General features: G+C 39.8%; 24 protein-coding genes. 14 read left to right on the plus strand and 10 right to left on the minus strand.

From position 1 onward, the window contains the following. Positions 1 to 70: 70 nt before the first annotated feature. The 3 genes from GO621_RS15630 to GO621_RS15640 all read right to left on the minus strand — a co-directional run bounded on the left by GO621_RS15630 (position 71) and on the right by GO621_RS15640 (position 3,010). Positions 71 to 466, minus strand: coding sequence for a plasmid mobilization protein (locus tag GO621_RS15630; RefSeq protein ID WP_157568718.1), 396 nt, complete (start codon positions 464 to 466; stop codon positions 71 to 73). Positions 467 to 1,450: 984 nt separating this feature from the next. After that, complete coding sequence (locus GO621_RS15635; RefSeq protein WP_198170279.1) at positions 1,451 to 2,407, minus strand: helix-turn-helix transcriptional regulator; 957 nt, start codon at positions 2,405 to 2,407, stop codon at positions 1,451 to 1,453. Positions 2,408 to 2,440: 33 nt separating this feature from the next. Beyond that, positions 2,441 to 3,010 (minus strand): GNAT family N-acetyltransferase, encoded by a 570-nt coding sequence (locus tag GO621_RS15640; protein WP_157568722.1) that lies wholly within the window; start codon positions 3,008 to 3,010, stop codon positions 2,441 to 2,443. 234 nt (positions 3,011 to 3,244) lie between these two features. Here GO621_RS15640 and GO621_RS15645 point away from each other — a divergent pair, with 234 nt between their 5' ends. From GO621_RS15645 to GO621_RS15655, 3 genes are all read left to right on the plus strand, one after another. Continuing rightward, a complete protein-coding gene (locus tag GO621_RS15645; RefSeq protein ID WP_157568724.1) occupies positions 3,245 to 3,658 on the plus strand; it encodes a helix-turn-helix transcriptional regulator in 414 nt (137 codons plus the stop codon). A 70-nt stretch (positions 3,659 to 3,728) separates the two neighbouring features. Next, the gene (locus GO621_RS15650) at positions 3,729 to 4,472 is read left to right on the plus strand and encodes a ParA family protein (protein WP_157568726.1); all 744 of its coding nucleotides are present in this window, start codon (positions 3,729 to 3,731) and stop codon (positions 4,470 to 4,472) included. A 4-nt stretch (positions 4,473 to 4,476) separates the two neighbouring features. Next, positions 4,477 to 4,746 (plus strand): hypothetical protein, encoded by a 270-nt coding sequence (locus GO621_RS15655; RefSeq protein ID WP_157568728.1) that lies wholly within the window; start codon positions 4,477 to 4,479, stop codon positions 4,744 to 4,746. Positions 4,747 to 4,862: 116 nt separating this feature from the next. On the opposite strand, the gene GO621_RS15660 is transcribed toward GO621_RS15655, so the two are convergent. Further along, positions 4,863 to 5,507 carry a recombinase family protein gene (locus tag GO621_RS15660; RefSeq protein WP_198170280.1) on the minus strand — a complete coding sequence of 215 codons (645 nt, stop codon included), beginning with the start codon at positions 5,505 to 5,507 and terminating at the stop codon, positions 4,863 to 4,865. Between the two features lie 366 nt (positions 5,508 to 5,873). On the opposite strand from GO621_RS15660, the gene GO621_RS15665 reads away from it, so the two are divergent. The 5 genes from GO621_RS15665 (at position 5,874) to GO621_RS15685 (ending at position 10,940) form a co-directional block, all read left to right on the plus strand. After that, entirely contained in the window at positions 5,874 to 7,067 is a 1,194-nt protein-coding gene (locus GO621_RS15665; protein WP_157568730.1) for a PAS domain-containing sensor histidine kinase, read from the plus strand. A 531-nt stretch (positions 7,068 to 7,598) separates the two neighbouring features. Next, a complete protein-coding gene (locus GO621_RS15670; protein WP_157568732.1) occupies positions 7,599 to 7,850 on the plus strand; it encodes a response regulator in 252 nt (83 codons plus the stop codon). Positions 7,851 to 7,992: 142 nt separating this feature from the next. After that, positions 7,993 to 8,793, plus strand: coding sequence for an alpha/beta fold hydrolase (locus tag GO621_RS15675; RefSeq protein ID WP_157568734.1), 801 nt, complete (start codon positions 7,993 to 7,995; stop codon positions 8,791 to 8,793). 18 nt (positions 8,794 to 8,811) lie between these two features. Further along, entirely contained in the window at positions 8,812 to 10,281 is a 1,470-nt protein-coding gene (locus GO621_RS15680) for an ATP-binding protein (protein ID WP_157568736.1), read from the plus strand. A gap of 371 nt (positions 10,282 to 10,652) precedes the next feature. Beyond that, positions 10,653 to 10,940 (plus strand): hypothetical protein, encoded by a 288-nt coding sequence (locus tag GO621_RS15685; RefSeq protein WP_157568738.1) that lies wholly within the window; start codon positions 10,653 to 10,655, stop codon positions 10,938 to 10,940. A gap of 133 nt (positions 10,941 to 11,073) precedes the next feature. Here GO621_RS15685 and GO621_RS15690 read toward each other — a convergent pair whose 3' ends face one another. Further along, a complete protein-coding gene (locus GO621_RS15690; RefSeq protein ID WP_198170281.1) occupies positions 11,074 to 12,531 on the minus strand; it encodes a capsule assembly Wzi family protein in 1,458 nt (485 codons plus the stop codon). A gap of 150 nt (positions 12,532 to 12,681) precedes the next feature. Here GO621_RS15690 and GO621_RS15695 point away from each other — a divergent pair, with 150 nt between their 5' ends. After that, a complete protein-coding gene (locus GO621_RS15695) occupies positions 12,682 to 13,062 on the plus strand; it encodes a nuclease A inhibitor family protein (RefSeq protein ID WP_157568742.1) in 381 nt (126 codons plus the stop codon). A 99-nt stretch (positions 13,063 to 13,161) separates the two neighbouring features. On the opposite strand, the gene GO621_RS15700 is transcribed toward GO621_RS15695, so the two are convergent. Continuing rightward, positions 13,162 to 14,586: a DNA/RNA non-specific endonuclease gene (locus GO621_RS15700; RefSeq protein WP_157568743.1), complete on the minus strand. Its 1,425-nt coding sequence runs from the start codon at positions 14,584 to 14,586 to the stop codon at positions 13,162 to 13,164. Positions 14,587 to 14,830: 244 nt separating this feature from the next. Between GO621_RS15700 and GO621_RS15705 the strand changes: the two genes are divergently transcribed. After that, on the plus strand, positions 14,831 to 15,154 hold the full coding sequence (locus GO621_RS15705; protein WP_157568745.1) for a helix-turn-helix domain-containing protein: 324 nt from the start codon (positions 14,831 to 14,833) through the stop codon (positions 15,152 to 15,154). Positions 15,155 to 15,272: 118 nt separating this feature from the next. Then, positions 15,273 to 15,530 (plus strand): hypothetical protein, encoded by a 258-nt coding sequence (locus GO621_RS15710; RefSeq protein WP_157568747.1) that lies wholly within the window; start codon positions 15,273 to 15,275, stop codon positions 15,528 to 15,530. 250 nt (positions 15,531 to 15,780) lie between these two features. On the opposite strand, the gene GO621_RS15715 is transcribed toward GO621_RS15710, so the two are convergent. The 4 genes from GO621_RS15715 to GO621_RS15725 form a co-directional block, all read right to left on the minus strand. Further along, complete coding sequence (locus GO621_RS15715) at positions 15,781 to 16,116, minus strand: single-stranded DNA-binding protein (protein ID WP_157568749.1); 336 nt, start codon at positions 16,114 to 16,116, stop codon at positions 15,781 to 15,783. Positions 16,117 to 16,151: 35 nt separating this feature from the next. After that, entirely contained in the window at positions 16,152 to 16,370 is a 219-nt protein-coding gene (locus tag GO621_RS15720) for a hypothetical protein (RefSeq protein ID WP_157568751.1), read from the minus strand. Further along, positions 16,367 to 16,576: a DUF2748 family protein gene (locus GO621_RS19430; RefSeq protein ID WP_394350188.1), complete on the minus strand. Its 210-nt coding sequence runs from the start codon at positions 16,574 to 16,576 to the stop codon at positions 16,367 to 16,369. The genes GO621_RS15720 and GO621_RS19430 overlap by 4 nt, the downstream gene beginning before the upstream one ends. A 303-nt stretch (positions 16,577 to 16,879) precedes the next feature. Continuing rightward, entirely contained in the window at positions 16,880 to 17,209 is a 330-nt protein-coding gene (locus GO621_RS15725; protein ID WP_157568753.1) for a hypothetical protein, read from the minus strand. A 268-nt stretch (positions 17,210 to 17,477) separates the two neighbouring features. On the opposite strand from GO621_RS15725, the gene GO621_RS15730 reads away from it, so the two are divergent. From GO621_RS15730 to GO621_RS15740, 3 genes are all read left to right on the plus strand, one after another. Continuing rightward, the gene (locus GO621_RS15730; protein WP_157568755.1) at positions 17,478 to 18,632 is read left to right on the plus strand and encodes a DUF3800 domain-containing protein; all 1,155 of its coding nucleotides are present in this window, start codon (positions 17,478 to 17,480) and stop codon (positions 18,630 to 18,632) included. A 223-nt stretch (positions 18,633 to 18,855) separates the two neighbouring features. Next, a complete protein-coding gene (locus GO621_RS15735; RefSeq protein WP_157568757.1) occupies positions 18,856 to 19,980 on the plus strand; it encodes a S1/P1 nuclease in 1,125 nt (374 codons plus the stop codon). 98 nt (positions 19,981 to 20,078) lie between these two features. Continuing rightward, positions 20,079 to 20,423 carry a helix-turn-helix domain-containing protein gene (locus GO621_RS15740; protein ID WP_157568759.1) on the plus strand — a complete coding sequence of 115 codons (345 nt, stop codon included), beginning with the start codon at positions 20,079 to 20,081 and terminating at the stop codon, positions 20,421 to 20,423. The last annotated feature ends 208 nt before the right edge of the window (positions 20,424 to 20,631 follow it).

Here is a 20,631-nt window from a genome sequence, read left to right on the forward strand (position 1 = left end):
CTCTGTTTTGTTGGTATTGTAGCTTACGCCGTTAAATGAACTTGAACTGTTTAGAATTTTCACTATCATGTTATTTTTTCATGACCCTGTACATGCTTTTGAATATTGCGTATATATTTGATTCAATTTGAAGGTGCTTTTCTAAAAGTTGCTCGAAATCCTGTATAACTTGCTGCGGTACCGGACCAGCTTTGAAAACTGTATTGGCGTGCCTGGCCAACTGATTAATATTGTTGCCTACCCTGCCCATTTCTGCACCGGCATTTGAAAGCTCTTGGATCACGTCTTTGGTAATCAGAAATTCTCTATTTTCTATCACACGCAAAACGAAAAGATTTGATCGTTTAATCCCTGTTTCTTTTTCCAGGAGAATAAGTTTTTCTTTCTCTTTCTCGGTTAATCGAACCACTACCCTTTCGGATTTCTTTGTTTCTTTTTTCGGCGCTCCTCCTTTGTTTCTACTCATATTAAACTGGTCTTATGTTGGTTTTTAAATGGCGAGTTGCAAGTCATTTTAGCTCCTATTTACCAAGTTTGAGAGTAGCGATGAAATTTGGAAATAGGTTTTTTAAGAGGTTTTGTGGCACACAAAAACACATCTTGCAGTACCCTAAACGACATTTGAATTTGTACTCATTAAGAATGCTGGTTGTAGTTAAAAAACAGGTATAGGTTCTGGGCTTGTTTTAATGCTAGAATTGACTGAATTGAGGGTTTGGTTTCTTCTTGGTTTGTTAATTAAACAGCAAAAGAAAAGAATATTACTAGTGGTACAGGCAGTGGATTTGACACCAAAAAGTTAACTCATTAACTCTGCCTGTATGTGGTTCGGGAATACTCACGTCGGTAATTACATACCTGCCAAAACTGGCTGCCTATGGTTCATTAAGGATAAACAATCTTCCATACGCGTATGGTTCAATGGTTATCTTAACTGCTCTTTAATTTTCAACCGTTAATTGAAAATGCTTCTTCCCCAGATGTCAAAGATCGTAACCTGTATTGTCAATAGTGATATATGTATATATACAGATATACAAATATACAGTTACGCTATAAAAAATAGTCGTTTTTTAATATTTTGCTATAATTTATAGATAAGCACCTGATATTTAAACTAATAAAATTATCAATTAATGCTTGTGTTTATGATTTAAAGGCCTTTTAGGAGTGTTTGCCGTTATGGATTTGCTTTTATAGAACGGATTTTCTTCCTTAAAAAGGAGGTTAAAAAAGTTTCTAAAAAGATTCGTTTTATTAACCTGTCCAAAGATGTGGTTTAAGAAAATCCGCTGAAATACTTAATAAGTAGTATTATGGTTGCGGCCTAAAGAGTATTTTGGGTAGTACGTATAAAGGAGTAGTGGCTTTGATTTTGGCATATATACAGATATTCATATAGTTATATATACGTATATCTGTATAAGCGTATAGAAGTATAGGTGTATATTTACATAGACGTATATCGCCTGAGTAAAACTTTGTCTGGTTCTTTATTAAGTTCTTTTATCAGCTCCGCTTTATTTTGTACTCCTGTTTTAAGAAAGATATTTTGCACATGTTTTGTAACTGTACTTTTTGCGATAAATAATTTTTGGGCAATGTCTTCATATCTTAATCCTTCGATGATAAGCAAAGCAACTTCTATTTCTCGTGGGCTTAATTTAAGGCGCTCAACGTTGTAGTCAAATCGGTTTGGGAATAGGGCTTCCATTTTCGGAAGCTGCTGTTCGGATTGCTTAATTAATGATTCCAGCCTCACGTTATCTTTTATAGATTCTTTGATCATTGTCCAGATGAATAAGCCGGATATAATTAAGAAGCCGCCGTTCATGACCAGAACCTCTATTAGCTGGCTTAAGTTGAAAAATGAAATTATTGGCATACTTACCCAGGGTACTACAGCGAAATAAGTTAAATACATTTCCGTACCCTGAGTGATATCTTCCTTGTACTTAATCCTTATTGAATTTAGTATGGCTGTAAGAGCAATGATGGCATAAAAGAACGGTATAATTACTCCATGCTCGACGGCCAAGTGAATGTTTCCTTCAATTAGATATTCTGCAACAATGAAGAGTAGAAACGGGGTAAATAAAAATAATAAAACGCCGTATGTCGCGTGGAACCTAAGCTTTGTTAAATCGAATGCTTTGTAAAAATAATATGGGAAGTAACAAGCCAGGACAAAGCCACTGCCGTAAGCAAGAATATTCTGTGTAACGATGGGGACTTTTAAACTTGGGTCTGGAAACAAACCTCCGCAGATATTATAAACGATGTAGAGCGTTAGTAGGATCACATAATAGTATCTCTTTTTGTCGTATGGTTTTTGTAAGTAAAAAAGGATTTGGTATAAGAGCATTACTATTTCCAGGATGATAAAGACAAATGTCTCTATGTCCATGTCTGTATTAAAGACTTTCATAAATTAGGAGAATTAACCTCGTTTTAACATATACAGCTTATAGCCAAAGGATAGTTCCTTATAGGTGTAAAAGCCGAACTTTTTATACCAGGGTAGGTTTTTTAAGGTGGATGTTTCTAAGTAGATCGCACGGTTTTTAGCAATGCTTTCCTGAATAATTTCTGTTAGTAGTTTAGTGCCAATCCCTTTATTTTGTTCGTCTGGTGAAACGCCAAGGAACCATAGGTAGTAAAACGGCTTTTGCGGGTAGTTACTCTTAATGGCCTTTTCTCTGCTCATTGCTTTGCTGGCGTTACTTAGGCCAATTGATTTTAGCAGCAGCTTTATATCAAGAATGGCTGATTGTAATGTAAATTTCTTTAGATCCGGATAAAGGACCAGCGCACATCCTTTTTTGTCATTCGAAAGGAAAACTTCACCGAACGTTAAGCAGATGTCGAATGAATAATCCATTAAAAACGTAATTCTATCTTTTCTTTTTTTGTCCTGCTTTACTATATAATTAACACTTTGATTCTCATTAAAAGAATCTGTAAGGATTTTGATCACAAGAGCTTTGTCTTCTTTTGTAGCTTTTAACATCGTAAAATTTTTATTTTTTAGTACTAGGCAATTACTTGGCAGCACATATGGGATGTACTTAGAGATGCTTTTTAAAATCCTATTGCCTTCTAAGGATTTAGCAGCGTTGTTATTCTTAAAGTAGTAGATGCCTGTTAGAACATTCTATTAAGATAATAACAAAAAAACTGCGTAAAAATTATAGTTTTGCTATATTAATAACCTAAAAAAATTAGAAACTGATTTAATATATTCATGGATCAAAGTGAAAATGAGCGCTTAAAGCTTATTAGAAAAACATTAGGTTATAATCAGGAGGATTTCGCACCAACGATAGGTTTAACCCAAGGCGGGTACTCTGATATAGAGCGGGGTAAAAACGGTTTGTCAGGCAAAGTAAAACTATTGCTTGTTAATGTTCATAAAGTGAACCTGAGCTATTTGGAAAAAAATCAAGGTGGAATGTTTTACATAGATACACCTCCGGATGAACCGGAAGTGGAAACATTAAACCTTGACCTGGGTGCTACACTAGACAAAAAAGACCGGACAATTGAGCTATTAAAAGCAGACATAAAACGGTTAAACGCCGAACGTCAACTTTATTTAGATCTACTAGCAACAAAGGATAAAGCTATTGCTGCACTTGAACGGAGCTTAAAGAAGTAGATTCCTTAGTTTATATGTTTATATATTTATATAAAAATATTTTTGTATAATTGTATAAATATATAGGGGCATGAAGATTATTTCTATTTTAAACCACAAAGGCGGTACAGGAAAAACGACTTCGGCTCTGAATATAGGTGCAGGACTTGCACGACTTCAAAAAAAAACCCTACTTGTTGACCTTGACCCACAAACAAATTTAACAGAAGGTTTAGGCATACATAAAACTAAAGTATCGATTTATAACAGTATAATGAATGGGAGCGATTTGCCCATACAGCATATATCTGAATATTTAGACCTTGTTCCTTCTTCAATCGATTTATTAGGTGCTGAGTTAGAATTAGTATCTAGATCAAACCGGGAAACTGTTTTAAAAGACATACTGGATAAAGTCAAAGATCAATATGAATATATTATTATTGATTGTCCACCAGCTTTAGGTATGCTGACAATGAATGCCCTCGTTTGCACTGATACACTACTGATACCTTTAGAAGCAGAGTTTTACTCATATCGAGGTATTGATCGTATGGTATTCTTTATTACAGAAGTAAGAACGCACTTCAATGAACACCTTACAATTGGTGGCGTATTTATTACAAGATATAATTCTAGACGACTTTTAACTGACCAGATAACTGGCAATGTTAAAAAGCACTTTAATGCGAAATTATTTGACACAAAGATCAGGGTAAATGTGTCATTGGCAGAAGCCCCGGCAAAAGGAAAAGACATTTTTGAATATGCACCTACTTCAAATGGTGCTATTGATTATGGGAATTTAGTAGATGAAATTTTAATTAAAATATAAGGTTATGGCAAAGAGGTTTGAAATGGAAGACAATAGTAGTCATCTTGAAGGAGTTGGGGCGTTATTTAAAGGTTCCGTTAAGAAAGATGAACAGCAAAAAGAAAAGAAAGAGGAAGCTTTGGCGGATCTGGATGACGATAAGGAATTAGTAAATTATTTGTTTTCAATGGAGAGGGGATTACAAAAAAAACTTAAAAATATGAGTACTAATTCTAGGAAATCAATTAAAGAAATTATTCTAATTGCTATAAAAAGTCATTATAAAATTGAATAGTCCTTTAGCTTAAATTCACTGTGATCGTGGTAGTGATCTATAGGTAGATCTGGCGTATATACACTCTCTACAACCACGGTCGAAATACTATAATGCTTTTGTTTAATCTATTTTGCCTATTTGCTTTTGTCAGTTCCCTTGTTGTTAGCAGCACCAGGTTTATAATTGATGTATTTGTAAACTGTTGCACTGCTGGCAATATCCAAAGTCTTTCTGATCTCCGAAATACTTATTCCGGAACCATAAAGCTTTTTAACGGCTTTCATCTTTCGCTCGCTTTCCTCCGTTAATCCCTTTGGCCTTCCGCCAACCCGGCCCCGTGCCCTGGCTGCCACAAGTCCTGCTCCGGATCTTTCCATCTGAACTGTCCTTTCGTTCTCCGCCATGATTGCATTCATGCTAAACCAAAGCTTTCCCATTGCTGTCGAAGTATCAATTCCTTCCGTAACCGATACAAAGCGTATTTTTCGTTCGCTCAGTTCTGCCATGAGTTTGATCAATTCCCAGGCAGTCCTCCCCAAACGGTCGATCCGCCAGACAATAACGGTGTCCCCGTCCCGGAGCTGCTCATAAAGCGCATTCCATTCTTCACGGTATTTTACCCCGCTTTCTTTTTCAAAAAACAGTTTATCACAATGCTGCTTTTTCATCGCATCTTCCTGCAGGTCGTAATTCTGAATTGTTTTTGATACCCGTATATAACCGAAAGTCATCCTATCTAAATTTCCTGTATTATTTCCTTTTGCAGTTTTGCTTTCCAAATATAGCCAACCGTTACATTTAAACCTCCAAGAAATTTGATTAGGTGTAATAAGATAGGTGTAATAGTTTAATGTAACGGTTTAGGAAGTTAAGAAAGACTTTTTAATGGATGAACCCTGATTACAGAAATACGTTCGTTTAAATGTAATAGCTAATTTAGCAGATACTAATAATTAGCCGAAATGATTAAGCAGATTCTCAAAAATGAATACTGCATTAGTAGATAGCTTTTATAGTCACTATACATTGGTAAACCGTACATAGAAAGCACGATCGTTTTCTAAATATAAGTTAAACAGGGTGTTAAAAGAAGGTAACTTTAAAGATTGAATTTCGTTATTTTGCCTGATATAGCCCCCAAATTAATGGAAAAGAAAAAACGACGTTTAAGCAATCCTATTGAAACTATTAATTGTCTTACAGGAGAAAATGCCGCATTAAAAGAGGAAATACGCAACCTTGTTTCGTCTGCAAATTCAGCACGTTTTAACCCGACAGAAGAACCCGATTGCAAGGAAAGTGAAAACCGTTTTCAAACTATATTTGAGTCTTCCAGGTTTGGCAATAAAATCATAACGGCTGACCTTAAAATTATACAAGTCAACCCGGCTTTAGTCGCGCTTTTAGGTTACAGTAATAAAGAAGATATCATCGGGACCAGGATATTAGATTATTCACCCGTTGATCAAAAGAAACACTGGCAAACACTTCAGGAAAAGTTGTGGAAAAAGGATAGTCCTTCTTTTAATTTAGAAACCGCTTTATTAAAAAAAGACGGTTCACTGGTTTGGTGCCATGTTACTTCAATTTTGTTTCAGGATAAGGGAGAAACTTTTGGCTATACAATTATAGAAGATATTACAGAACAGCGTGAACTGCGGGTGCAGAAGGAGGAATTTATTAATGTGGCAAGCCATGAGCTTAAAACCCCTCTAACCAGCTTAAAAGCAGGCTTACAATTACTAAACAGGAAGATTAAATCCGAAGCTGTAATAACAGCTTCACATATCCAATTAGCCCAAAGTGCAGAAAATAATACCACAAGGTTAAGCAACTTAGTAGTTGATCTTTTGAATTCGACCAAAATTGAACAAGGCCAATTAACTTTAAATAAAAGCAGGTTTAAGCTTTCAGATATATTAAATGAATGTTGTAACCATATTCTATTGGATAGAAAGTATTATTTAACAACTAAGGGGGACCTTTCTCTTGAAGTAATTGCCGATCAGCAGAAAATAGAGCAGGTACTGGTGAATTTGGTTAACAACGCAGCTAAATATGCACCAGATTCTGAAGAAATAGTAATCCAGGTAGAAGGGTTGGAAGACCGGGTTAAAGTATCTGTAACAGACCGGGGAAATGGCATTTCGGCTGAAAATAAATCCCATCTTTTTGACCGTTATTATCGCGTAAACAATGATGGAAACCTGAATTCGGGGTTGGGGTTAGGCCTTTATATCTCCTCAGAAATTATAAGAAGGCACGGCGGGGAAATAGGCGTAGAAAGCAAACTTGGGCAAGGTTCTACATTTTGGTTTACCATTCCTGTTAAAAATTAAACGACGATGCTAAACGCTACTTTTAGCAACAAAGCTTAAACTGTGTTGCAAGACCTATAGTGGCTTAAAAAGCAAGAGGTTCTGCTATCCCGGAAAATCGGAAAGGAAGGTGAAAGGTTGGTGATTGAAGTTAAGGAAGATCCCTCACTTGTCATTAAGGTTTATAATGATGCCTTGGAAAAGGATAAAGCGGATAAGTTATAACCTGTTCTAAGATAAGTCCCACTTTATAAGAAGTTTCAAGGACTTACGGCACTGAAGCCAGGGGGGAAGAAGCGGATGCCAGTCAGCCAAACCCGTGGCTGCACGTTTAGGTTACATTTATACAATTTTGGAAGACAGACGCCAGGTATATTTACTGGGGTTGGGCTAATTGAACTTTTACAAATAAAATAAACAGCCGGGCGTGAAATTAAAATAATACTACTGGCGAGTTTACTGCTGATTGTTGCCCTTAACGGAAAAGCGGAAAGTAATTCCTCGCTGAAAAAGACCATTGACAGCCTGTATCAATCGGATCAGACAGTACAATTGAAATTAAAGGCACTTCACGAAATGCCGGACGTTTTGTTGTTAGACTTGTGGATGCCGGTCCTGCCGGGAGACGAGTTGGCCATTGCCATCTGTGCCACACCGGAGCTTGCTCATCTGCTTATTATAATCTTTTCTGCGGCGGTGAATGTACGGGATCAAGCTATTCGGGCCGGTGCCGACTACTTTATCAGCAAGCCCTTTGATCCGGATGAACTGCTTCGAATAGTGGAGGCAGCGTTGGAAAAGTGAAAGGGTCACTTTGTACTACCTATAGTCTGATTGATCCGATACCTACTCCTAGCAGCAATGAGCGAGTAAGAGATAAAGTTTTTTAGACTGTTCAACACAAATAGTGTATATTTAATCCGTTTTTATCGCTCACGATCGTTTTATGGACCCGCTTGCTGTATTAAAAAGAAATAATGTAAAAACTATTGGCAAGGGTTCCAAAACACTCCTTTTTGCGCATGGTTTCGGCTGTGACCAGAACGTATGGCAGTTCGTACTTGGCGCATTTACAGACGAATATAGGATCGTGCTTTTTGATTATACCGGTTCAGGAAATTCTGAGAAGAGCCGGTACGATTCAGCTAAATACGCCTCGATTGACGGTTACGTACAAGACGTACTGGATATCTGCGAGGCACTTGAATTAAAAGAGACGATATTCATCGGGCACTCGGTAAGTAGCATGGTGGGCCTGCTTGCTGCAATCAAAAATCCCGAGTATTTTGAAAAGCTAATTTTTATCGGACCCTCACCGCGTTACCTGAACGCGGAAAATTATGAAGGCGGTTTTGAGAAAGAAGACCTGGATAGTTTGTTTGAATTCATGGACAGCAACTACCTGGGCTGGTCGAGCGCGATGGCACCAGCCATTATGGGTAATGCTGACCGGCCCGAGCTGGGAACGTTGTTAACAAGTAATTTCTGTGCCACTGATCCGCAAATAGCCCGGGACTTTGCACGTGTTACCTTCTTTTCTGATAACCGTACCGATTTGAAAAATTTGACAATCAAAAGCTTGACCCTGCAGTGCGCCCAGGATATTCTTGCTCCGCTCGAGGTTGGAAAATTCGTTCACGCCCACACGCCGGGAAACGAGATTGTGTTCTTAAAGGCAACAGGGCACTGCCCGCATATCTCTGCCCCGGATGAAACCATTAGGGCAATCAAAACATTTCTTAACTAATTTATAATAGATCAGCCTTTGCCTCAGCCCCCATATAAAGCAAGCCTCGACCCGCTTATTGACCTGGAGGCATTATATCAGCAGGCGCCCTGCGGCTACCTGTCCCTGTCTGCGGATGGAATCATTTTAAAAGTAAACCAAACGCTACAGCGCTGGCTTGGATTCAGCAATGACGGATTTATAGGGCAAAGTTTCATAACGCTTTTAACGAAAGGCGGTAAGATGCATTACGAGATGTTTTTCCGGCCTATCCTTTCGTTAAAAAGCGAAGTGAAGGAACTGAGCTACGAATTGCGGAAGCATAACGGGCAGGTTCTTCCTGTTCTGCTAAGTGCGATAGCCATTAGGAATCAACAGGGCGAGATCACTCTCATTAACGTTGTTTTACTGGACATTACCGAGAGAAAGGTTTATGAGCGAGAAATCTTCCTATCGAAAAAAAGGGCTGAGAATGAAAAAAGGCATTTTCAGTTCATGGCTGACCAAGTCCCGGAGATGATCTGGCGGGCCTCGACCCGGGGCGAGCCGGAATATGTTAATGCCCGGTTTTGCCATTACTTCGCCTGCGGGCAGAATCAGGCCAGTTTTGCTTTCTTTGTCTCCAAAGTCCACCCGGAAGAAAAACGAAATCTGCTCAGACAGGTAAGTAAAAGCTTCCGCTTGGGAAAAGAACTATCGATAGCGTTACGACTGCTGAATACTTCTGGCAGCTACGAGTGGCACCTGTTGAAAGGAACTCTTTTTTTAAAGGAGGAAAACGACGATCAGGGCTGGTTTGGGACATGCACCAACACCGATTCTCATGTATTGGCGTTGAAAGAAAAAGACGAATTTATCAATATTGCAAGTCATGAGTTAAAGACTCCTATTACAAGTCTGCTTGCGTCGATGCAGTTAATGGAGAAGCTTAAAGGTGATCCCCACTCGCCCATGCTACCCAGGTTAATTGGCCAGGTAGATAAAAACGTAAAACGGTTGAATGTTTTAGTGAGTGATCTGCTTAATGTTGGCCAGTTACGTGAAGGGCAGTTGGAACTCCATAAAGGCTTGTTTGATATTCGCAAACTGATCGAGGATTCTCTGGAACAGTTTCGCCTCAATGAAAAAGTCGAATTCATCGTACAGGGTGCCCAGGGGGCGTTAAAAGTGTTCGCCGACCCGGGGCGTACCGAGCAGGTCTTTGTGAATTTTGTCAATAATGCGCTCAAATATGCTTCCGGCAGTAAAACAATTATCATAAGTATAACGTACAGCTCAGCTGATGTCAAAGTTTCGGTATCAGATCATGGACCCGGTATCCCGGCTGATAAACTGGATCAGCTATTTGACCGTTATTACCGCGTCAACCAGCCGGGAAGCAAGTACAAAGGCCTCGGCCTTGGCCTTTATATCTGTTCAGAAATCATCAAAAGACATAAAGGGCAAATTGGCGTAGAAAGCGAACTGGGTAAAGGTAGCACGTTTTGGTTCAGCCTTCCTTTACGATAAAGACTGATCTCTCTATTATTAAGTACAGTATCATTTTGCTCATGCTACCTCTTATGAGATTGCGAAAAGATGCTCTAAATCTCCTACTTAACATAACCCTAATTATAAGGCTGGTAGAAATCACAGCACATTTTGAATTACATGAATTCCTTCGTTCTGATGCACGACTATATAATTTTTTAAAACGAATTACGCGAATAGGCACGGTGTCATGTAAAACAGAGTAGCTGTATATTGTCTAATTTGAGAAAAAAAGCACTAATAATATTAATGATTTATTCTTTTTGCTGTAACATCAATAGCAAACCTAAGTTATAATGTTTCCCTGTTTAACAATATTGCTGGATATATGTTGCTTTTGAGAAACATTCTTGCTTAAAGAAACATTATCGTTAAATGCACATTCTATTACAAAGGGGTTAATTAAAGTAAAAACTAAACGTATGAAAATGTCAGCTTTAAAGTTAATGATGATAGCAGGGGTAATGACGCTTGCTACCAGCTTCGCGGCAAACGCCATTCCCGTAAAAGCATTTCCTTTCCAGGAGAGCCGGGATACCTTGAGAAAAGGTAAAACGGACACCACTAAAAAAGGTAAAAGAATGAAAAGAGATACTACAGGTGAAAGAATAAAAACAGATACTGTAGCTAAAACCTAAGCTTTATTTGAAAATTGTAACCTTGTAAAATCAATTGTAAAAAGGCGAAAAGGTTTGAATTTAAACCGTTTGAATAGGTTTAGGCGTTTATAACAGCTGATAAAGAACGGTTTTTCAGGCACGCGCCCTGAATTTATCTTTTGTCCTTTTTAAACCTGTTGAACTGCCAATGCACGCTAAGTAACCCACCAACATTGTTTGTGAAATTACCTGCATCGAGCGCAAACCCGGCAGAAACATTCAAACTTTTAGAAACGCTATAATAGAGTTCTTGTAACGTATAATATTGCCCAAGAGACGGTCCGCTGTTTTGGAACTGGCCGTTTGTGTAAGTGAGCATGGTTTTGCCGGACAGCCTGTTTCCAAACCTGAGCAGAATGCCAATGTTTGCACCAACAATCTCATTATAAATGATATTGGAATTGCCGGGAAGGTTCGGACTGTTCCAGTTAAAGGGTTTAATCCCTCTTGCCTGGAAATACGGATAGAACTGCGCACGGTAGCGGTTGATAAATAGCGGCGTACCGATGATCCGGTTATCATATTCCCAGCCAGTTTTATAATAACCATTGTTATAATAAGCCTGCCTTGCTGAAGCAGGCGTGTAGTTCTCCGCCTGTTTGGTATAAATAAATTCAAGCAATACTTTCTTTAAAATAGCATTTGGATTTTTGGTAGCAATGCTGAAACCGGATAGGTTATCGATGTTTTTAATGTTTACGCCCCAGGTTCCATCGAATGGGGTTTGGTGATAGAAATGCAGCAGCAAGTTCTTTGTTTCCAGGTCAAAGCCCAGTTCAACCAGGCCGCGCTCGTCCCCGGCACGATAAGATGCGGTTTTTGCATTTGGGTCAATGCCAGAACCATCATCAGCATTGTTTGTGGCGAATAATACGTTCGTAAACCCTTTAAACGAGCGGTCGAGCTGGATGCCGTCCCGTCTGCCACCCCATTCGACGTAATGTTGCGCCCCGACAAAGAATTTGAACTTCCTTTTTCCCGCACGCAGGTAAAGGTTTTTCTCGTGATAATAGGAATCCAAATAACGGTCCCGGCCTAACCAACCGTGGCTCAATTCGCCTTTTACCTGTAACCATCCGTTCGTAAAAGGTACATCAACATAATCGGTAAGCGCAATACTGATTTGTGGGATCGGCAGGGCATTACCGCTTACACCCATTGACCCGGTAGATAAATCTTTATCAACTTCTCCTGGTATATCCTTGAAACGCCCGTACCTGATCTCCAGGTTTTTGTAACCCGCTTTAATATACCCTTCCTGAAATACGATATCCTGAAAATGGTTGTTGTTAATCAGGTTAAGCCCGTATTTTACGTAAAAAGGGGCAGGTTTCATCGAAGCCACCGAATCCGTAGAAGTTCTGCGCCTTTTTCCAATCCAATGAATATTCGTAAACCCTGCATAGGTAGAAGCATCATACTGCTGGTCAGTAACCGCACCCCATCGGTTTGATACCAGCCAAAGCGGTAGGTATCCTTGCTTCGCAGTTGTGCCGATAGAACCGGCGTTAAATTGTAGTGAGTCCAACAACTGACTGTAGCCAGGTATAGCAAAGAGGAACAGGATCAAAAAAAGTAGAAGTTTTCTCATATATCATTAAATAAAACCATCTTAAAAAATAACAGCATTCCCGGATTTTAGGAAGCACGGAAGCTTTAATCAATTCTTGCAACCAACAAATCCTGCTTTAAACGTTTAATAAAAAATCAACCATAAAAAATGAGCTTACAAAGTAATTTAGAACGAGCAGCAAACGGCCTTGTCATGATGAGCGAGTCGGAATACCCCTTTGATTACATTAGCAGTGAGGAAACGGCGCTCAGCCCTGCTTTGGCCTTAAAATTAACAGGTAAGCCCGAAGGGACGCTCATTACAACGACTACCCTGGATTACCTGCTGCGCAACCTGACTGATCCTTCCTCGGGTTCGGTATCATCCGCTGAAGCCGAACAATACCAGCAAATGGCAGCGGCGCTAAAAGACAGTTTAAAGGAGCTGACCGTTTACCGTGTAGGCGATGTACAAGTGGATGTACTGATCCTGGGACTTACTGCTGGAGGCAAAGTGGCTGGTATGCGTACTAAACTGATTGAAACATAAAAACTCATACACCTAATAAAAATCCTCCTGTTAAACCAGGAGGATTTTTTGTTTGAATAGGTGCAGGAAGAGTCCGCGGATAACCAAAGCTGAACGCTCTTAGTTGCCCGAATCTTTTTTGGTTTCAATCGCATCCTGTACCGCTTGTGGCAGTGCTGAGAGTAGATTGTAGCCTGTTGCCGTTTCGATGTCCCTTACAGTTACGATATACTGCTTCCAATCTGAATTTATGCTATTTATATTAGGGGTATTAACTGCAATAACACGCGTAGAAGATGTTACCCTTGATAAATCGCCGTTTCCAGTTGGCAAGATAACCGCCACTTTCCAAACATTGGACGGCACGTTTACCTTTCCGCCATTGATGGTTGTAACCACATTGCTACTTGCAGAACCGACACCACCAGAACCATAAGAACCCATAATGATATAGACCTCGTTACCGGACAGCACCTGTGTCCTGAGATAGCTTTCCAGGTTTTCCCAGGTCTGCTGGTTATTTTGAGGCGCCTGCGGGATCATATTGGTCATCAGGAAAGTTGCCGAATTGGCATCCGTTGAACTCGTCCGGTCGCCGGAAGGGCAATTATGGCCCCGGTCAAAGCCCGAACCAGTATAACTGTTGTTCTGCACTTGATACCAACCCGTAGGCAGGCCGTTAAAGGCAGCAAAGTTGTCCTGGCGGGTAACAGCACCCGTAAAGTTGCTTGCATCCAAGTGCCAGCTCACCCAGTTTGGTTCTGCCCTCGACATACTGTAGCTTTCGATATAATAATGCTGGTCGATGAGGTAATTCTCCGGCGTTACGACCGTAGCTTGTGCACCTGATGGGTTACCCATCAAAAGGTTACTGTTATCCCCGCTGACTGGAGGCGCATCAGCACCGGCAGTAGGTGTTCCCCTGCCTGGCGTTACACTGCCTGTACCGGTCGTATCTACCGGGTTGGTATCCGTCCCGCCGATAATGATGCCGGAATCCCCGGTCCCTTTAAACGTAATATCGTCCAGGTTGATCCGGGTAGTTCCGGTCTTTTTGATCTCGAAGCGGACTTTAGCCGTGGTGGTAACCTTAAAGGAATCGGTAACCAGTACCGTTCCTGTTTCGTTTATCGTTGAACCTAATTGCGTATAGGTTTTACCGCCATCCGTTGACATAAGCAGTTGCCAGGTAGAATTCGCATCGTTACCAAACTTGGCATGCTTGATATAAAGTGTATTGAGGTTCATGACATCGAAATCCATAGCCAGGTAGCCGGTACGCAAGCGTACTGATTTTGCGCCGTCTTTTGCATCTGTTGCCAGGTTACCAATCAGCGCGTCGTTAAACGTCCACTTACCAGTTGTCAGTTGTATGCTGTCAAGGGCATAAGCTGTTTTTGAACTGCTTTCAAAATCTTCAACAACAGAATAGGGCGTTGGGGGCGTTACTACCGGCGGGGGAGTAGGATCGGGAATGTCGTTTTGGATACACGAGGCAAGTGACAGGACAATTGCACTGTAAAAAAGTAAAAGTTTTGATTTCATAGAAAAAACCGGGGTAATGAACGTTTTTGCAAATAAAAGCATTATAGGTTAAGCCAGGGTTAACAAAGAAAGCCGGAGCGGAAAAATTTTCATACAAAAAGCAATCTATACAAAACATAGGCCTGTCTGCGATATTAAATCTAACCACAGATTCGTGAAATTACTTCGTATGAGTTAACAATATTTCTAAATAATTAAATATTGTTAATATATTTACTGCTCAAAAATAAGTTAGCGAGATAATATGGGCAATGTAAAGTTAAAGAAAAAGCTTAAAATGCTTCGCTATAACAATGGCTGGAGCCAGGAACAGGTCTCGACTGCCCTCGACATTTCAATACCGGCGTACTCTAAAATAGAAACAGGCATTACCGATATTAACCTTTCCCGATTAGAGCAGATCGCTGGGCTTTACAACCTGAACGTCGTGCAGTTACTGACTGAAGAAGACCCGCAAGACTTCAAAGAGGTTGTCAAACTCAAAAACCAGCTTCGTCAGCGGGACGAAGAAATCATGGCCTTACAGCGCGAACTGATCCGGTTTTATCGGTGGGAAAAGCAACTATAGCCAAAGTTGCTTTACAATAAAAACATTATCCGGTTATGAGAAAGGGTAGAAAACCTTTAATTAAACATAACTCTAATTATCAGACAAATTAATGAGGTAAATTAATGACAATTATCCAATGGAAAAAGAACCTGGAGAATTTACAAGTTCGCGATTTTTAAACGAGCCGGTTACACAACTACTTTTAAAGTACGATGTTAATTATACAACAATTATGTGTGTTAGGGCACAATCAGAAACACACAAAATAAGTATTGAAGAATATATAAAAACATATAAAGTTCGCGATATGCTTAAATGGAGGAATTTAGGCATGAAAAAAGTGTATGCAATAGCTGAGGCATTAGAAAAAGAAGGCTACTGTCTATTTTTTTAAATGCTTGATGGGCAACTTGTTTTCCTGCAAATTTCCGGTATTCACGATTTGATTATCATCGAGCCATTTTTCAAATAAAATAGGATCTGTAGGCGTATGATGTAATATTCTGCTATAATAAAGTAAAATAGTAAACAATGGCCGCCAGGACAGATCAAATAGGTAACCGCCGAAGGCGACAATTTTTGTTATATGCTAAAAATTTATTTTAAACAGGGTTAGCCATAATGGCTAACCCTGTTTAAATTGGTCAACTGTTTTCCGCCTTTTCTTTACCATCAGCCAAAACAACAAGCTTGTCGGCAACAATCTTATAATTGTAGCTTTTGGTCTCGGCTTTTTCATAGTTGTCATTTCTTAAACCGCCTTCGATTAAAACCAAACTGCCTTTTTTAATAAGGTTGCCTGCAATTGTGGCAAGGCCGTTCCAGGCCACAATGTTGTGCCAGTCTGTAACTTCTTTTTCCTTGCCCACTTTTTCAGTGGTTGCAATAGGGAAGTTGACTACCGAACCGTTGTCAAGTGCTTTAACTTCTAAATCCTGGCCTACACGGCCGATTAGGGTAACTTTGTTGTAAGATTTCATTTCTTTAAAAATTTAGCTATAAATAAACTGGTGGATTATGCGACTAATGACAGGGTAAGATTACCGGACTTTTTCTTGTTTAAGTGTGTGTTGTTTTTGTTTGAATAGCGTTCTACAAGATAAAAAACAGTAATATTTGAGTTTTGCACGATTGCCCATGCGGCCGTTAAAGCTTTGCGCCTGGTTATGTGTTTATCTTTTTGGATTTCATGGCTCAGTTTCATCAACCGGGTTTTGTTAGCTTGATTTTTCATGTTTTAAAGATTAAATGTTCCTTGTTTCTTTCGTTATGTAAATATACAAATTTGTATATTAATATACAAGTATGATTATCATTTATTTTGATATTTTTCATTTTATTTTTTAAAAAAAATTTGTCGGAAAAGGGGCATTCCCACCTAAGCAACTTCTTCATCGGGCGCAGCAGATAAGCAACGAATGAGCGGAGGGATGAAATAATGGATCAGTTAACGGGCTATATTACCTGTAGGCATTCTTTGATAAACAATGTTACTTCCAGGAAAAAGCAAGGGTTCAAACGTGCCAGGTTTAGCGGTAATTTATATCTTTTTTTTTGCTGTAACTATAGTTTAACTACAATCTTTTTTTAGCAAAGCAACTCCTAAGCAAGCAGAGCCGTCAAGGGAATATGAAATAAATAGGGACGGGGGAAACGATGGGGAATTTTTTTGTGAAAGCTTTTTACTGATGTAACAAAGCGGGGGAACATTGCTTTTAAAAAAGAATGCGATATGATCACATCTTAAAGGTGGCCAGGCAGGCCATTAGTAGGTTTTTCTGTGGAACTTTGTAATATTTTCCTCTTTTTATAGATTGAGTTTAGGAAAATATCAATAATCAGTTTTACATCGATGTCGAGCCATTCGGCCAGTTTAATTAATTCATCTAACTGAAAGGTCTCGGGATGATTGGATTTGGTGTTGCTAAACCGGGTTATGTTATGGCCTAAGCCACCGGCAATGGTTTTTTTTGATACACGGGAAAACAATTCAGTTAAGTCCTGAACTTCACCTTTTTCAATAATTGCTTTTATTTCCCCGGCACTTTTTACTTTAGGTAAATCCTCGTCCATTTTCTTTAATAAATTTAATATACAAATATGTATATTATTGGTCAAGATAGCAAGAGGCAGTGTCCCTGGATAAAGATAGTATTGGTTCACCTGCTAAACAGGCCTATAATTACAAGCTAATAAGATTATCGCTTTGTCCGATAATTGTTCTACCGGCCCGATTATAATTACTTAGTTCGGTTTTGTTCTAAGGACTATAGCTGCAAAAACATACTATTATTTCAGCTTAAATTAAAAAAGTACCCTATATTGGTTTTTAAAATAGCCAATGATTAAAGAACCTGCACTGATCCTGATAGACGAATTTGGTAATGCCCATACAGATCTTTCTAAAGAAGGGACTTTTTCTCATTTTATTTATTGCTCGCTCATTGTCCCCTTATCAAAAAAAGAGGAGGCCTATGCCATGAGGGAACAGCTAAGCAAGAACTACTTTTTCGGACAGGCATTAAAATCGAGAAACCTGGGGGCAAAATATTTTGAAAGAAGGCTTGCAGCTATCAAAGAACTTACCTCCGGCCTGGATTTTACCATAGACATTCTGGTTATTGACAAATCAAAAATTGAACATGCAGAAGGACTGAAATACAAAAGCGTTTTCTATAAGTATTTTCAGAGCCTGTTTGTAGGTAAATATAATCAGCGTTATCAATCTTTTGAAATTACCTGCGACGAGGTAGGAGAAAAGTTTCGTAATGAATTAGAACAGTACGTTCGTACGAACGGTATCCAGGCCGATCTGTTCAATCCCGACCGGACTTTTTACTTGAAAGAGGATGTCAAAGAAGAACCGCTCATTCAACTTGCTGATCTCGTATGCGGTTGTGCCGGTAAGATTTTTTGTTCCAGTCATGCAGATGTCAGGGCAAAAGAGCTGTTTAACGTATTACATGGCCGGATGTCCGTAAGTTACTTTCCCAACCACCTCAAAGGAATGTTCCTGCTTGCTGAAAAAGATAGTACAGTCGATGCTGAGATTGCAGAAGTTAATTTAAGCCTGATCCAAGACTTTTACCAGAATAATCATTTAAGGCATCAAAATGAATATTTAAGGCTGATTGATTACCTGGTGCTGTATAACCGGATCGACAATACTAAACTGATTTCTACCTACGAAATTGTGAACTACCTGCAACAGTTTTCACCAGATATGACGGAAGAAAAAGTAAGGTTACTGGTCAGAAATTTACGTTATGAAGGCCTGTTTATCGTTAGTCATTCCGGAAAAACCGGGTACAAGCTTGCAGTGAACTACCAGGACATTAAAGAGTATTTTAACCACTTTAGTAAATATGTGATCCCTATGCTTAGGAAAATCCAAATCTTCAATGAAACACTGTCTGCTAACACATTTAATAAAATCAATCCATTAGAAAAAGATTCTTCCCTTTTACAACTTAAAGAGTTGTTGAGTGCCTTATAGTTAAAATAGTGCGGTTTTATCGTGATTATCACCTGCAAAACTCTAATTACAGCAATGGACGAACTGATTTGTTCCTGTTATAAGCTGATTAAGGAGATCTAATCTTAAAATTGATTCGGGGAGTTTTTAAATAGGACAGACTTCCCGAAAAATATTTCAATGCGTACGTCTAATTTTATCCCGGTTAACAGCCTGTTAATTTTGGCCGCTTATCTTTGTTCCTATGATTAAAAAGAATTTCCTTGTTTTTCTAATTGGTGCATTTGCCCTTGCGCTTGTTTCCTGGGGCTATGTAGGGCACCAGACCGTTGCGCGAATTGCTGAAAACCACTTGTCGCCCCAGGCAAAGGTAGCAGTAAAAAGCTTACTTGGCAGCGAAGCGATCACGGACGTTGCCTCCTGGGCCGATGAAGTCAGGAACGACCCGGCGTATAAAAATACGGCCCCCTGGCATTTTCTGAACCTGCCTTTGGGTCTGGATTATGCAGCCTTTGAAAAAGCGGTCAAAGGACAAAGACAGGAAAACGTGTATAGCGCAATTTTGGCGCAGGAAAAAGTACTGAAAAACGAAAGCAGCACCAGGGAACAAAAAGTAATCTCCTTAAAGTTCCTGGTCCATTTTATAGGGGACGCCCATCAGCCCATGCACATTTCGCGGGCGGAAGACAAAGGCGGCAATACTATACAATTGCAATACGATAACAAGGGAACAAACCTGCATTCCCTTTGGGATTCAAGGCTCATAGACCAGGAAGGTTTGAGTTATCGTGAACTTGCTGGTAAGGTAGATCAGGCGACGCCTCAAATAGTGAAGCAAGCTGAAAATACAGACCCCATGGCCTGGGTTTGGGAAAGTTACCAGATCAGCTCCAAACTATATCCTGAAATAGAGAAAAACAATAAGCTGGGCGAAGATTATTATAAGGCGCATATCGAAATCGTAAACGAGCGGCTGGAACTGGCAGGGCTGCGCCTTGCTGCTGTATTGAATGCCTTATTTAAAAATGCGGTTATCCCAGCTGCTTCAACGGCTTCCGCGAGCACTATTGCAAAAGAAGAAACTGTTCCGGCAGTGGGAATCGACGCGAAAGATGCTGCCGGTTATACCGGGAAACTCGTTAAACTCACGAGCAAAGCTTATAGCCATAGCGATAAAGGCAGTTTTGTCCTGGTTAACCTGGGTGCGGAATTTCCCAATGCCCTGCTTACGCTTGTACTTCGCGGCCCCGCCAAAACGCTTGCCGAAAATATCGATGGAAAAATGGTCACCGTGACCGGAAAAGTGATAGACTATAAAGGACGTCCGGAAATTGAGGTCAGGGATACTGCCGGGATTAGCTTGAAGTAAAGAATGAGCATTCGTTTTCGAAATTGCTGCCTACTTCGCTGATCTGTCTTTTATTATTAATTTTAATTAATAATTAATAATATTATCTTTGGCGAGATATGCGAATTCAAGCCAAACTTAAACTGCTAAGGCACGACCGGGGCTACAACCAGGAGGATGTAGCCAGGCTCACAGGGATTTCCATCCCTGCTTATTCCAAAATAGAGACCGGCATTACCGACCTGAACTATTCACGGATCGAGCAGTTAGCAGCCTTGTACGAGTTGACGCCTGTGCAGTTACTCGACCCGGAGTATGACCCGCTCCAAAAAAACGATGCCTTGCTGCTGAAAATTCTTCAGGAACAGCTTGCTAAAAAAGAACAACAGGTGTCGGAAATGCAAAATAAAATGATTGCACTTTTTGAGCAGCTTAACGCGAATGTTATAAAGAAAACAGCCTGAAAAACTGCAGACCATCTTGCCGGGTATAAAATGAACAACAAAAAGAGAAAAATATCCCTGATCAGAAAGGCTGAAGTTTGATCATCAGTAATGTGAGGATGTTTAGTCTTACATCTTCCTTTCAAATTAAGACATACTGCGGCAGGCTATGGCCTGCCGCAGTCGCTATTTAACCGCTCCCACCTGCGCTGCTTTACAGCAGCAGCAG

The sequence above is a fragment of the Mucilaginibacter arboris genome (genome assembly GCF_009754915.1).
In the GTDB taxonomy this organism is placed as follows: domain Bacteria; phylum Bacteroidota; class Bacteroidia; order Sphingobacteriales; family Sphingobacteriaceae; genus Mucilaginibacter_A; species Mucilaginibacter_A arboris.

Coding starts and splice junctions, on each gene's coding strand:
- GO621_RS15635 (WP_198170279.1), bottom strand. CDS start 2,407: ATGGACATAGAGACATTTGTCTTTATCATCCTGGAAATAGTAATGCTC.
- GO621_RS15735 (WP_157568757.1), top strand. CDS start 18,856: ATGATTAAAAAGAATTTCCTTGTTTTTCTAATTGGTGCATTTGCCCTT.
- GO621_RS15695 (WP_157568742.1), top strand. CDS start 12,682: ATGAGCTTACAAAGTAATTTAGAACGAGCAGCAAACGGCCTTGTCATG.
- GO621_RS15700 (WP_157568743.1), bottom strand. CDS start 14,586: ATGAAATCAAAACTTTTACTTTTTTACAGTGCAATTGTCCTGTCACTT.
- GO621_RS15650 (WP_157568726.1), top strand. CDS start 3,729: ATGAAGATTATTTCTATTTTAAACCACAAAGGCGGTACAGGAAAAACG.
- GO621_RS15675 (WP_157568734.1), top strand. CDS start 7,993: ATGGACCCGCTTGCTGTATTAAAAAGAAATAATGTAAAAACTATTGGC.
- GO621_RS15645 (WP_157568724.1), top strand. CDS start 3,245: ATGGATCAAAGTGAAAATGAGCGCTTAAAGCTTATTAGAAAAACATTA.
- GO621_RS15725 (WP_157568753.1), bottom strand. CDS start 17,209: ATGGACGAGGATTTACCTAAAGTAAAAAGTGCCGGGGAAATAAAAGCA.
- GO621_RS15655 (WP_157568728.1), top strand. CDS start 4,477: ATGGCAAAGAGGTTTGAAATGGAAGACAATAGTAGTCATCTTGAAGGA.
- GO621_RS15720 (WP_157568751.1), bottom strand. CDS start 16,370: ATGAAAAATCAAGCTAACAAAACCCGGTTGATGAAACTGAGCCATGAA.
- GO621_RS15665 (WP_157568730.1), top strand. CDS start 5,874: ATGGAAAAGAAAAAACGACGTTTAAGCAATCCTATTGAAACTATTAAT.
- GO621_RS15730 (WP_157568755.1), top strand. CDS start 17,478: ATGATTAAAGAACCTGCACTGATCCTGATAGACGAATTTGGTAATGCC.
- GO621_RS15740 (WP_157568759.1), top strand. CDS start 20,079: ATGCGAATTCAAGCCAAACTTAAACTGCTAAGGCACGACCGGGGCTAC.
- GO621_RS15630 (WP_157568718.1), bottom strand. CDS start 466: ATGAGTAGAAACAAAGGAGGAGCGCCGAAAAAAGAAACAAAGAAATCC.
- GO621_RS15715 (WP_157568749.1), bottom strand. CDS start 16,116: ATGAAATCTTACAACAAAGTTACCCTAATCGGCCGTGTAGGCCAGGAT.
- GO621_RS15640 (WP_157568722.1), bottom strand. CDS start 3,010: ATGTTAAAAGCTACAAAAGAAGACAAAGCTCTTGTGATCAAAATCCTT.
- GO621_RS15710 (WP_157568747.1), top strand. CDS start 15,273: ATGGAAAAAGAACCTGGAGAATTTACAAGTTCGCGATTTTTAAACGAG.
- GO621_RS15705 (WP_157568745.1), top strand. CDS start 14,831: ATGGGCAATGTAAAGTTAAAGAAAAAGCTTAAAATGCTTCGCTATAAC.